At 35.8% G+C, this 12,942-nt stretch carries 11 protein-coding genes; all 11 read right to left on the bottom strand.

The features are described 5' to 3' along the window. Positions 1-47 precede the first annotated feature (47 nt). On the bottom strand, positions 48-1,196 hold the full coding sequence (locus B5D12_RS03505) for a hypothetical protein (RefSeq protein WP_078755503.1): 1,149 nt from the start codon (positions 1,194-1,196) through the stop codon (positions 48-50). A 148-nt stretch (positions 1,197-1,344) separates the two neighbouring features. Further along, positions 1,345-2,739, bottom strand: a complete 1,395-nt coding sequence (locus B5D12_RS03500) for a sugar transferase (protein ID WP_078755502.1) — start codon at positions 2,737-2,739, stop codon at positions 1,345-1,347. A gap of 168 nt (positions 2,740-2,907) precedes the next feature. Beyond that, positions 2,908-4,302 (bottom strand): hemolysin family protein, encoded by a 1,395-nt coding sequence (locus tag B5D12_RS03495; RefSeq protein WP_078755501.1) that lies wholly within the window; start codon positions 4,300-4,302, stop codon positions 2,908-2,910. Positions 4,303-4,563: 261 nt separating this feature from the next. After that, positions 4,564-6,003, bottom strand: a complete 1,440-nt coding sequence (proS, locus tag B5D12_RS03490; RefSeq protein ID WP_078755500.1) for a proline--tRNA ligase — start codon at positions 6,001-6,003, stop codon at positions 4,564-4,566. Positions 6,004-6,771: 768 nt separating this feature from the next. Continuing rightward, the gene (lepB, locus tag B5D12_RS03485; protein WP_078755499.1) at positions 6,772-7,362 is read right to left on the bottom strand and encodes a signal peptidase I; all 591 of its coding nucleotides are present in this window, start codon (positions 7,360-7,362) and stop codon (positions 6,772-6,774) included. Positions 7,363-7,421: 59 nt separating this feature from the next. Further along, a complete protein-coding gene (locus B5D12_RS03480; protein WP_078755498.1) occupies positions 7,422-8,306 on the bottom strand; it encodes a methyltransferase domain-containing protein in 885 nt (294 codons plus the stop codon). A 72-nt stretch (positions 8,307-8,378) separates the two neighbouring features. Beyond that, positions 8,379-9,737: a phosphoglucosamine mutase gene (gene glmM / locus B5D12_RS03475; protein ID WP_078755497.1), complete on the bottom strand. Its 1,359-nt coding sequence runs from the start codon at positions 9,735-9,737 to the stop codon at positions 8,379-8,381. A gap of 32 nt (positions 9,738-9,769) precedes the next feature. Continuing rightward, positions 9,770-10,873: a CdaR family protein gene (locus tag B5D12_RS03470; protein WP_078755496.1), complete on the bottom strand. Its 1,104-nt coding sequence runs from the start codon at positions 10,871-10,873 to the stop codon at positions 9,770-9,772. Then, complete coding sequence (gene cdaA / locus B5D12_RS03465; protein WP_327077586.1) at positions 10,873-11,724, bottom strand: diadenylate cyclase CdaA; 852 nt, start codon at positions 11,722-11,724, stop codon at positions 10,873-10,875. Before cdaA ends, B5D12_RS03470 begins: the two co-directional genes overlap by 1 nt. A gap of 271 nt (positions 11,725-11,995) precedes the next feature. After that, complete coding sequence (gene yidD, locus B5D12_RS03460; protein WP_078755495.1) at positions 11,996-12,271, bottom strand: membrane protein insertion efficiency factor YidD; 276 nt, start codon at positions 12,269-12,271, stop codon at positions 11,996-11,998. Between the two features lie 13 nt (positions 12,272-12,284). After that, on the bottom strand, positions 12,285-12,890 hold the full coding sequence (locus tag B5D12_RS03455) for a TVP38/TMEM64 family protein (RefSeq protein ID WP_078755494.1): 606 nt from the start codon (positions 12,888-12,890) through the stop codon (positions 12,285-12,287). Positions 12,891-12,942 lie beyond the last annotated feature (52 nt).

Here is a 12,942-nt window from a genome sequence, read left to right as displayed (position 1 = left end):
TTGCTGCCTGATTCTATTTTGCAAACATCATAATAACTATATAATGATTATTCTGCTGCAGTCGTTTCTTCTACAGTTTCGTCTGCTGTAGTTTCGTCTGCTGCAGTTTCGTCTGCTGCAGTTTCGTCTGCTGCAGATTCTTCAGTGCCTGATTCAGCATTTTCATCCATTGCTGATTCTTCCACTGATTCTAAATCTTCGCCTAAATCTTCTAATTCATCAGCAGCTTCTTCTGGTGAAGAAGGTTGTTGTACTTCTACTGCTAATGCTTCCTCTGGTACTGTTACTTCTTGTGGAACATTATGCTCACTAAAGTTCATCTCTACATGAACTGAGAAGCTTTGTGGCATACCACTTTCTGCATTTTCAGCAAGCTCTTCTTCGCCCATGAAGTCTTGCATATTAACTGTTAAATCCATTAGAAGTTTTGAAATGAATTTCGTTTCTTTATTGTATGAAACTTCAATAACAGGTTTCATTTGTAAGAATTTTGCTAATGATTCACTATTGAACGATTTATCTAATTGAGCACGTGATTCTTCGTCAAGTGCTTCACCAGATTGTTCCTCCATATTAGCAATCGTATCTTCTTTAACTTTCTCTAAGTCAACTAATGCATCCATATCATTCCACATTTCTTCTGCATTAATGTCTTGTTTTAATGTATAAACATAATCGGTGTCTGTTTCGGTTACGTCCATATATTTGCTAGTAAACTCTGTTGTTTTTTGTGGGTCTACATTACTTGATTGGCTATAAGCATCTTGGAAACTCTTAATCATATCGGCTTCTAATGTTGTGAAATCATAAGCAGTCCAATTAATTCCAGATCCTGCTTCACCTTCCATTGTTCCGATATAAGCAGTACTATTTTGATAAAATGCTTTTAGACCAATTTCTTGTCCACCTAAAAACAGACTTGAAACATTTCCTTCAAAACTGCCTTGTAAAGGAATACCATTAAAGGTACCGTTAAAATTTAATTGCCCCATATCAGCTGTTTGATTATCAGAAACTGCCGATACTTTAATAAAGCCATCCCATTTTACAGATTCAAAGTGTTTATTAGCTTCTTGAATTTCAGTTAAAACATTTTCATCAATTGTTGTTTGCGCCATAGTTGTTGTAGCAACTGGCCCAGTGAATAATAACGTCGAAGCGGCTAATGCAAAAAATTTCTTCATTGTTTTCTTCATCTTAAATTCCTCCTTAGAAATTCTAACCTAAGTATAGCATAAGTTTTTTGCTATCTTCTACTAATAACACTTGAGATACTATGATTATTCACTAAAAACAGCAAAAAAGCGCTGATATATCAAGGTATCAGCGCTATTTCTTAAATCTTTATTCAATAATTTGGATTTTTTCCTGGTAATCTTGCCAACTTGGTGGTATCATCGCTTCTTCTTCATCGACACCTTTAGCACTTACTTTATCAAATAAAATTTTGATTGTTTGAAATAACAATTTAAAATCGAATGCTAATGAATAATTTTTGATATAAAGTAAATCAAAGTTCAGTTTATTATTGAAGTCTGTACTGTACTTACCGTAGACTTGTGCATACCCTGTAATTCCTGCTCGTACATGATGACGTAGAGCATAGTAAGGGTTAGCCTCTTTAAATTGGTCTACAAAGAATGGTCGTTCAGGACGAGGGCCAACTAAAGACATATCGCCTTTTAAAACATTTAATAATTGTGGTAATTCATCAATTCGCGTACTGCGAATAAATTGTCCCACTTTTGTCACACGACTATCATTCGATGTTGCTAAAACAGGGCCTGAATCTTTTTCAGCCGCTGCATTCATCGAACGGAATTTTAAAATATTAAACGTTCGGTGATCCATTGTGATACGTTCTTGCTTGTAAAATATTGGTCCCGGTGAATCTAGTTTGATTGCAATCATCGTAATCAACATAATCGGCGCTGTCACAGCAATTAACACTAAGGAAACAGCAATATCAATCATCCGCTTTACAAATGCTTCTTCAGCCGGTATGGTAAACGGTGAAACTTCGATGATACTTTCATCTTCAAAATTCATAATATTAGGATTAACCATCATTAAGTTCTCAAATTCAGTACTAATAAATAATTGTTTATTTTCTTTCATTAAGTACTCAAAAATTTTTAAGCGTTCTTTTTCATCAATATGTCCAGTTACATAAACAATATCGACTTCATCAGCTAATCTTTTTACATTTTGATAATAATTAGATAAAGCTACATGGGTTACTTTATGACGAGGACTATCCATTAAATCAAAATTATGAACCGCTTCTAAAACCCGTTCATTCTTCCCTACTATTAGAATTCTTTTTTGTCCTCTTAACTTATGATATAACAAATAAACACTATAGTTATAAAGAAACATCACAATCGAACCGATTAATAAGTTCCATAAAACAACGGAACGAGGAAAAGTTAACCAGCTTCCTGCATAAGTCAAGGCCATTAAATAAACGGTTAACATAATTTGACTTAAAATTGTAAAAAATAATATGTCAATTTTGGATTTATTATAAAATATATAGGTACCAAATAATATATTAATGATGATAAAACCGATAACAATCCAAGGATAACTGCTTTCAAATGCTAAAAAGTTACGCGCAGGAATTTTCCCCATGAATTTAATATAAAAGGAAATGTAGATAGCGATTAGGCTTACTAAAGAACCCACCGTTACCGCACCAAATTTGATTAGCGTATTCCATTCATAGCGGCTTTTCATAAAATCATCCTTTCTTTCTTTTTCTATCTGTCTTATTATAACGATATTAGATAAAATTATCTAGTAGTTGTTATTTTAATCAAAAAAAAGCTGAGTTATTGCTATATCTTCCATCATTCATCTAGACAAATAATGAAAGTTTATAGAATAACTCAACTATACAAGTGATTAATCCGTCAACTCTTCTAATACCTCTTTCATTGGAACATACGCTTCCGTTTCTTCATCATATAAATTATAAAGCGTTTCTACGGTAAGATCTGGATCTAATTGCACTAGTACACCACGAATACGACCATTTTCAACATGACTTGTCGTTAATACGTACTCATTGGCACGTACTGAAACTTTTTCATCATCTTCTGGCACATAACCAATTTCATAAATAATCGAACCGGCAATTGTGTCCACTTCTTCATCACTTAAACTTTGATTAAAGTAATTATTAAATTTATCAATCGATAAGCCACCATTAATATAATAGTTTTGATCATCTATTTTGCGGATATCTCCAGCATTCCCCATATCGGTCTCGTCTTCAATTTCTCCAACGATTTCTTCTAGTAAATCCTCTAAGGTCACAATTCCTTCGACTCCCCCATATTCGTCTCGTAAAATAGCCATATGGGTTTGTTCACGTTTAAATTCAACGAGTAAATCATCAATATAAATCGTTGACGGAACGAATAGTGGTTCGCTGGCAATCTCTCTAAATTCAATATTATCAAAACCGACTTCACGGGCTGCCTTCATCACATTTTTCATATGAATAACCCCGATAACATTATCCTTTTCAGTTTCGTATAATGGAATACGGGAGAATGGACTAGATAATAAAGTATTTAAGATATCTTCTTTGGAATCTTCAATATCTACCATTTGTGTATCGGTTCTAGGCACCATTACTTCACGGGCTAACTTACTATCTAAAGATAAGACACCTTCTAACATCGTCAATTCAGTAGCGTCAATCGTTCCTTCTAAACGGCTTTCAGCCAAGATTGCTCGCATCTCATCTCGCGTATATTTTTCTTCTTCTTTTGAAAAATCAATCGGTGTCACGCTTCTAAGTAATCCTGTTGAAGCAGATAATAATCGTACAAATGGTTTAAATACTGTTTGAACGAATTGAATGGTCCCTGCGGTCCACATCGCAATTTTCTCGGGCATTTGCAGCGCCACTTGTTTTGGAAATAGTTCTCCAAAGACTAATGTAATATAAGATAAAAGTATCGTCACTAAAACTATTGCCAGTGTATTAACACCCGGAAATTGCGGTATCCACTGAGCAATATATTTAGCAAAACTTGTCGCAGCCGAAGCAGATGATAAGAATCCTGCTAAGGTAATTGCTACTTGTATCGTCGCTAAAAAATCTTCTGATTTATCTAATAATGCTTGCACTTTAACTGCACGTTTGTTACCTTCTTCAACTAAAGTATCGATTTTTTTACGATTCAATGAAACAAAAGCCATTTCACTAGCGGCAAAAAATGCGTTTATTGCAGTCAGTATCAGAATAGTTAATATCTGACTAAATAATGAATTCCCCGAGGGGTCCATATTTGTTCTCTCCTTTGTGTATTAAAATATATAATATAAAACAATAATAATCTTTTTTTATTGAAAAATCAAATTTTTTAAAGAAAGCGGATAATAAAAATAAAATGTTATGATATTCGTTTCAATTACCCACTCTAACAGTGTTTGATAGATACCAAATTTGTCTTTAAAAGATGCTATTAATCCGATTCTGCCATTACGTGGATGTCATATTTTTGTTGGCAGATAATGAGTCAGTTTCTAAACACAATTCTTTTAATTTTAATATGCTCTTGCTAACCATACCGTATGTTTTGCAGGTTGGCCTGTTACGATACAGGTCGTTTTTTCCTCAACTTGACCTGCAAATGGAATATTACGGGTGGTAAATCCGGTTAACTCTTTAATTTTAGCTTCACTTTCTTCAGTACCATCCCAGCCAGCTAATACCCAGCCTGGCAATTCTCCAGCTGCACGTTTTGTTTCAATATGTTCGACTAATTCATCAAGCGTATTAATATTTGTATGATAATTAGCTTGATTCATCGCCCGCGCTGTTGTTAATAAACGTGTTTGCATGGTTGTTAATTCACTTTCAATCGTCTCAATAAAGTCAGCGAATGGGACAGCTTTTTTATCACTCTCATCACGTAATTTAATTATTACTTGCTCATTTTGTAAATCTCTTGGCCCACACTCAATACGTAAAGGCACTCCTCTTAATTCCCATTCATTAAATTTATAACCTGGTGAATTATCAGTATCGTCTATTTTAGTACGAATCCCTTTAGCTTTTAACTGAGTATTCAATTCCTCAATTTTTTCTAAAATTGCGGGATTTTTTTGCCATGGTCCAACTGGTACTAATACAACTTGAATTGGCGCCACTTTTGGTGGTAACACTAATCCTTGATCATCACTATGCATCATAATCATAGCACCAATTAAACGGGTTGAAACACCCCAAGAAGTAGTATAAGCATAAACATGTTCATTATCGGTATTTAAATAACGAATATCAAACGCTTCTGCGAATTTTGTTCCCATATAATGAGAGGTGCCTGCTTGAACAGCTTTTCCATCTTGCATCATTGCTTCGATTGAATAAGTATTTTCAGCACCGGCAAAACGTTCTGAAGGTGTCTTTTCACCTGCCACTACTGGAACCGCTAATAGCTCTTCGACAACTTCACGATAAATCGTTAACATTCTCATCGTACGTTCTTTCGCTTCTTCAGCTGTCGCATGTGCGGTATGTCCTTCTTGCCATAAAAACTCAGACGTACGTAAAAACGGTAAGGTTTTCTTTTCCCAACGAAACACATTGGCCCATTGGTTAATTTGCATTGGCAAATCACGATAAGATTGAATCCAATTACTATAGGCATCGCCAATAATCGTTTCGGATGTTGGTCTTAAAGCTAAACGTTCTTCTAAAGGTTCCCCTGCAGCTTCCGTTACCCAAGGTAATTCCGGACTAAATCCTTCAATATGATCTTTTTCCTTACTAAAGAAAGTTTCAGGAATTAGCATTGGGAAATAAGCATTGCGAACGCCCTCTTCTTTAAAGCGAGCATTAAAAGCGGCTTGAATATGTTCCCAAATTTCAAAACCATCTGGTTTAAAAATCATACATCCTCTAACCGGTGAATAATCCATTAAATCTGCTTGTTGAATTGTTTGTAAATACCATTTTGAAAAATCTTCTTTACGCGTTACCATTTTTTTGCTCCTTTTTAAAATATAAAAATAGCTGTTTCATCCTGTGTTAAGGACGAAGAACAGCTACTCCGCGGTACCACCTTATTTGCTATAAAGCCAACTCTTTGCCGATAAGGGGGCGACCCAAATACACATTATAGTAGGTTCTTTTAGGGGACATTAGTTGCTTGCAGCCGGGACAACCTCTCTTAAAATGCCGGAACTAAAATACTAGTCTATATCACCTTTATTATAGCTACAAACTTACTAAAAAACAAGAACATAATATTACTTCGAGCAGAAGGAAGTGGACCGGCAGTAGAAAAGCAATTGGTTTTCGCTTCGTCGGCCTACCCCGCACAGTTGGGAGTAGACCAGAAGTAGAAAATCGAATGATTTTCGCTTCGTCGGCCTACCCCCGCACAGTTGGGAGTGAACCAGAAGTAGAAAATGAATGATTTTCGCTTCGTCTGTTCACCCCCGCACAGTTGAGTAGGCCTCAAACAAGTCGTTAAGACGCAGGTTGAGGCCACTCAACCACTGCGCTTTTAATTTAATAACAATAACTTAATTAAGTTTACCAAATTTATCTTTAACCTCGTTAAGACGCAGTTTGAGACCACTCAACCACTGCGCTATAAATAAAAGAGTTTGATTGAAACAAAATTATTATAGTTTTCCCAGTCTCCTAAACAATTCGAGTAATGCGTGCTAATGCCGCTTTTTAAAAACAACTTTTATTGTTTACTCGCTTTTATTTGATGTATTCTTTCGAACTCATTGCGTTCACTAACGATTGATAATCGCATCGCCAGTATCGTTAAGTTTATAGGTATCCAGTAAGCCCATTTTATTTAGTGGCCAATAAATAATATTGGCTTCACCAACAACACTCTCAATGTCGACAAAGCCAAAATCACGTCCGTCTAATGAATTTTGACGATTGTCTCCCATTACAAATATTTTTCCTTCTGGTACTGTTGTTGAACCAGTGATTTGTTCTAAAGTAAAATCACTGGTAAAGTTGCCGTTAAATTCATCTTGTTTCGCCTTTAAATAAGGTTCATCTAAAGCTTTCCCATTAAGAATCAATTGATCATTATTCACTTCAACAGTATCACCTGGCAAGCCGATAACACGCTTAACATACATTTTTTCTGGATTGTTCGGTGCGTTGATTATGACCACATCAAAGCGATCAACTTCTCCTAACTTCCACATAAATAATCGTTCTCTATCAGCTAAAGTATAATCCATCGAATGTCCATCGACCATGAACGGTTGTAAAGCCACTTGTTGGACTCCCCATACAATCGCAAAAACAATGGCAAAGGTAAATAAGGTACTCACAATTTCACGTAAGATTACTTTTATATCCATCTTAATTCCTCAAATCTAAATTAGTTTCTATATTATTTTAACTTGATTATGAGTTAAAATCAATCCAACTTATGACCGACTAATACTGTACAATCGAGCGTTATTTGATTAGACAACGATTGCACAAGCTGTTCCTTTTGTTCTTCACTCAGTTGCCACGCTAATGGTGTCATTTTTAATAAAGCTTGCTTATCTTGATAAGAAAGATGAACTTTATCATGAATGAGATAGCGGTGACAATCAGGAAAATGGTGTGTAAATACTTCTAAGACTTTGGAATTATCATAAACCGTTGGCTCTACTAAATGATATTGTGCTAGTGCTTCGCGCACTTCCACTAAATAATTCGTATTGGGAATGACTTTAATAACTAGGCCATGTGGCTTCAAAATTCGTTTGAATTCTTGATAATTAGCTGGCGAAAGTATTGAAAAAATAATCTCTGCTGTTTCATCTTGAATCGGTAAATTAGCTAAATCAGCAATTATTGAAAAAATCGCTCCGTTATACTCTGTTGCCAATTGAATACCATCTTTTGCTAAATCTGCCCCGATGAATGCGGTACTCTTAGGCAGATATTGTCGCATACGCATCAAATGACTCCCTTCACCACTTCCAGCATCTATTACTAATGTTGGTGATTTAGTCAATTGAGTTGAAATAATCGTGTCAAATTGATGATGCAACGCATCATATAAGGCAGTATCTTGAATGATGTGCCTTCTAGCGTTAAATAATTCCTTATCATACTTTGTTGGTGATAATTTCGTTTTTGATAAGTAATAATAACCTTGCTTAGCGCCGTCAAAGCGATGGTGATGAGGGCAAACAAAACTACTATCCTCTTGATGAAGAGGTAAACCGCAGTGAATGCAAGCACCCCAATCTTCAATTGGCCAACTGTGTAACCATTGTGTTGTTAATTGTTTTTTTGATAATTTCATTTGTTTTTCCTATCTTTATGTATGAAAAAGGGCCGGGACTCCCAGTCCTAGCCGTTTTTTCAACTATCTAATTTAGTCTTCTAAACCACGAACTTCACGAATAACATCCGCAATACGATGAACATAATTAGCACATTTTTCATCGGTAGAAGCTTCTGCCATTACCCGTAACAATGGTTCTGTTCCACTAGGACGAACTAAAATACGACCATCACCGTTCATTTCCGCTTCCACTTCTTCAATCACTGCTTTGACAGCTGGTTCATCCATTACGGTATGCTTGTCACGCACACGAACATTCACTAATAATTGAGGAAAAATCGTTACTTCAGCAGCCAGTTCAGATAATGATTTACCTGTTTCTTTCATTACATATAGTAATTGAATGGCAGAAAGTAAGCCATCACCGGTAGTATTTAAATCTAAAAATACAATATGTCCAGATTGTTCCCCACCTAATGTATAGCCACCATTACGCATTTCTTCCACTACATAACGGTCACCCACAGCTGTTTTTAAAGCAACCATGCCGGCTTCTTCAACTGCTTTATGGAACCCAATATTACTCATAACAGTTGAAACAATGGTATCATGAGCTAAACGTCCTTTAGCTTTTAAGTGTTTACCACAGATGTACATAATTTTATCGCCATCCACAAGCTCACCATTTTCATCAACAGCAATTAAACGGTCACCATCGCCATCAAATGCTAAACCAACCATCGCTTTCTTCTCTTTAACAAAGTTTTGTAAAGCTTCTGGATGTGTCGATCCTACACCATCATTAATGTTTACACCATTTGGACGATCACCCATGGTATAAAATTCTGTTTCTAAATCAGCAAATAATTGACTGATTAATGGTGAAGTCGCACCATGAGCAGCATCAATACATACTGTAATCCCCGATAAGTCATTAGGAATTGTTGTTTGTAAAAATTGAATATATTTGCTTGATGCTTCATTAAATTCTTCTAAAGTTCCTAAGCCATCGCGACTTGGACGTGGCAAGGTATCTTCATCCGCATCTAATAAGGCTTCAATTTCTAACTCTTGATCATCTGATAATTTAAAGCCATCCGCACCAAAGAATTTAATACCATTATCTTGTGCGGGGTTATGAGAAGCACTAATCATAACACCTGCCACCGCACCTTGTGTGCGAGTTAAGTATGCAACCGCTGGCGTTGGTACGACTCCTAATTGCATTACCTCAATTCCAATTGATAATAATCCTGCAATTAAAGCATTTTCTAGTAATTGTCCTGAAATTCTTGTATCGCGCGCTACTAATACACGTGGATGCTCAATATTATCTGCGTGTTGACGTAATACATATCCACCAAAACGTCCTAATTTAAATGCTAATTCCGGTGTTAATTCCTCATTTGCGACACCGCGTACCCCATCAGTTCCAAAATATTTTCCCATTATATTGCTCCTTTTATCGCTATTATTCTATTTTATTCATTATTTGTACGATTATTTTGTGTTGTTTCTTCTTCTGTTACTGTCGTTTGTTCATTCGTTGGTGATGTTTCAACGGGTGCTGTTGTTTCTTCTGCTGAAGATGGTTGTGAAACAGTTGTTTCATTAGACTCTACATCGGTCTCCGTCTGCAGATTATTGACTGTGACGGTTACATTGACCGTCTCGGGTGAAACACTAATGCCATCTATTAGCTCAATGACACCTAACACATTACCACTCGTTACTAAGTCTGAAACATCTACAATCACATTCAAACTGTCAATATTCGCTATATTATCCCCGCTAATCGATACTGTCTGGATATTCGATAGTGTATAGTGATATTGAAAGCTTTCATTTTCACCAACCGGTACAATGTTTAAACCTACCGTTTTGGTTTTTTCTCTTAAATTGACCGTTGCTGTAATTTCCGTTTCCGATGGATTAACATCCAATGGATTACCATCCTTATCTAAAATTTGAACCCGATAATTTTTTGTAAAGGAGGTACTTTGTGGTTTATCCGCAAAAATTTGAATTAAAACGCGTGCTACCTTATTGATTTCATCGGCTGAACCCGACAAGGTTACTTCATTAATGTTTAATTCAACGCTATCTATTTCAAAACCTGCTGCCAAAGTCCCATCAGCAATTTCATACTCAACTGGTTGCGTTAAAGTCTCTTTCGTAGAAATCGTGCCATAAAATAAATCGGGTGTCACTTTATAAACAATTGAATCGGGTAAACCAATTACTTCAAAACGAATTGATGAGACTCCTGCTTTTTTGCCAACTAAAGATTCTGTTTGAACGGTTATATCTTCTTCAGAAATTTGATTAATGATATTTTTAGGACCACTTAATCGCACAGATACGGTTTCAGGCATCCCGCTAACAAAAGTCCCTTCATCATGTTCACCTAAATGCACCGGTACGTTCGAGATGGTTACTGTTGAATCGATACTCGCTGAATTATTATTCAATGCCAGAGAGGATAGAGAGTTATTTTCGTTCGCTACCGATACAAATAATACTAAGGCAAAGAATAATGAAATTAAGCCTACCATCCAATTATTATCAAATAAACTATTTTTCATTATTGATCACCTCTTTGAGAAAAACCATTCAGAAAGAACTCTTTGATTAACATAGGTAAAGATTTTTCTTCATCATCTTCGTCATCAACAGTTAAATATTGGGTTAATAATTGATGCAGTTCCTCATTCGACACATCTCGATGGAGATGGTCTCGTTTGACCAATGAAATAGACCCTGTTTCTTCTGACACAATTAAAGTCAACGCATCGGTCACTTCCCCTAATCCTATCGCTGCACGATGCCGCGTCCCTAATTCTTTGGGTATTAATGTACTCTCTGAGAGAGGTAAATAACTTGAAGCTGATGCCACTCGATAATCAGATATGATTACCGCCCCATCATGTAAAGGGGTATTTGGAATAAAAATATTAATCAGCAATTGATTACTTACATAGGAATCCATTTCAATTCCGGTATTAATATACTCTTCCAAACTATCTTCTGCTTCAATCGATATTAACGCCCCGATTTTACGTTTTGACATATATTGCACTGATTTTTCTAAATCTGTGATTAACTTATCACTAGGATTTTGCATACTTTTACGATTACGGAATAAGTTTTTCCCTAAGCTTTCCAACGCTTTTCTAATTTCAGGTTGGAATAAAATAATCAAGGCTACTACTCCCCATGAAATTACTTGATTTAATAACCAGTCTATGGTCTGCAACCCCATCAATGAACTGAATGCTTTCGCAATAAAAACGATGGCTATTCCTTTTAATAAATTCATCATGCGAGTTCCTCGCGCCCATAAGAGAACTTGGTATATTAGAAACCAGACAATGACAATATCTAAAATCTTAGCCAATGTTTGATTTCCCATATAACGTACTATCCAATCTACCAATCGCGTCACCGCCCCCTTAATTCTCGTTTAATTATATCACAAATCATTTCTTTGTGGAAAATTTGTGTAAAAAAAAAAAAAGACCGGTCAGTATTATTTTGAGCATCCTCCCAAGTTTAGACCAACATCTAAACATTTTGGTAGATTCACTTCCATTCTGTCCCGTCTTATATTATTAGCATATGACACATAGATAAATGCCATTTTCTTAAACTAGTTGATATGCCAACTATCCTGCCATTTTCAGCCGCAGAGACGATCTATCTCTAGTCTATTTCTTACTTAATCCCTCAGGTTCATGATGATGATGCGAAGGATTGCGACGTAAAGAAAAATGCTCCGGTACTTCATCCCTACCGCCTTTGACAAACGGATGGCACCTTAAAATTCGAGCAATCCCCATTATAAACCCTTTGAAAGCACCATGTTTTTCTACCGCTTGTAACATATAACTAGAGCAAGTGGGATAATACCGACAAGAAGGTGGCTTCATAGGTGAAAGGTAAGTTTGATAGAATTGTACTAATTTAATAATGATTTGTTTCAATGATAATCGACTCCTAACCCCATAATGTGCTTGCAAAGCGAATAATCTCAGCCCAGGCATAAGTAAATACAAATAATGAAATAGGTCGACATAATAATACCAGTATGAAAAATCGTTTAAAAGTTAATTTCGACATTCCTGAAATCATACAGAATATATCATCAGGAAAAACTGGTAAAATAAACCCAATAATTATCAACCGCTCGAAAGCTTTGCTATCGCCTATTTTGCTGATATATTTTTCATATTGTTCATCAGAAATAAAGGCTTTAACTACCGATTCACCAAAACGTCTCCCAAGATAAAAATTGATGCTAGATCCTATCAACATTCCGGTAACATTACATAAAAAACCTAACCAGGTTCCGAAAACTAAGTTCCCGATGACATTCGTTAACCCCATCGGAATGATCGGATAAATGGTTTGCGTAATTTGTAGGAAGATAAACACGATAGGTCCAATAATCCCTAACTTTTCTAATAATTCATTAAATCCGCCGCCTGGTTTAAAAAAAGAAGACTGTGCAATAAAAAAGGAGGCGATAACGGTAAAAATAATGCCCATAATGGTCGTATATCGAATTAATGAGCGCTTTTTTTTAAGTGAAATTAATGACATGCTGTACCCCTTATATTCAGTGTTAACGTAAGTATATCAATAAAAACGAGAT

Origin of the sequence: Globicatella sulfidifaciens DSM 15739 (assembly GCF_900167405.1) — a bacterium.
GTDB classification, from domain to species: Bacteria; Bacillota; Bacilli; order Lactobacillales; family Aerococcaceae; genus Globicatella; species Globicatella sulfidifaciens.
Note: the sequence above shows the minus strand (reverse complement) of the source record. Positions and strands in the feature narration are given on the sequence as shown.

What these genes read in the sequence shown, in the direction of transcription:
- B5D12_RS03500 (WP_078755502.1), bottom strand. Translation starts at nt 2,739, where the DNA reads ATGAAAAGCCGCTATGAATGGAATACGCTAATCAAATTTGGTGCGGTA.
- proS (WP_078755500.1), bottom strand. Translation starts at nt 6,003, where the DNA reads ATGGTAACGCGTAAAGAAGATTTTTCAAAATGGTATTTACAAACAATT.
- B5D12_RS03470 (WP_078755496.1), bottom strand. Translation starts at nt 10,873, where the DNA reads ATGAAAAATAGTTTATTTGATAATAATTGGATGGTAGGCTTAATTTCA.
- lepB (WP_078755499.1), bottom strand. Translation starts at nt 7,362, where the DNA reads ATGGATATAAAAGTAATCTTACGTGAAATTGTGAGTACCTTATTTACC.
- B5D12_RS03505 (WP_078755503.1), bottom strand. Translation starts at nt 1,196, where the DNA reads ATGAAGAAAACAATGAAGAAATTTTTTGCATTAGCCGCTTCGACGTTA.
- B5D12_RS03480 (WP_078755498.1), bottom strand. Translation starts at nt 8,306, where the DNA reads ATGAAATTATCAAAAAAACAATTAACAACACAATGGTTACACAGTTGG.
- B5D12_RS03495 (WP_078755501.1), bottom strand. Translation starts at nt 4,302, where the DNA reads ATGGACCCCTCGGGGAATTCATTATTTAGTCAGATATTAACTATTCTG.
- glmM (WP_078755497.1), bottom strand. Translation starts at nt 9,737, where the DNA reads ATGGGAAAATATTTTGGAACTGATGGGGTACGCGGTGTCGCAAATGAG.
- B5D12_RS03455 (WP_078755494.1), bottom strand. Translation starts at nt 12,890, where the DNA reads ATGTCATTAATTTCACTTAAAAAAAAGCGCTCATTAATTCGATATACG.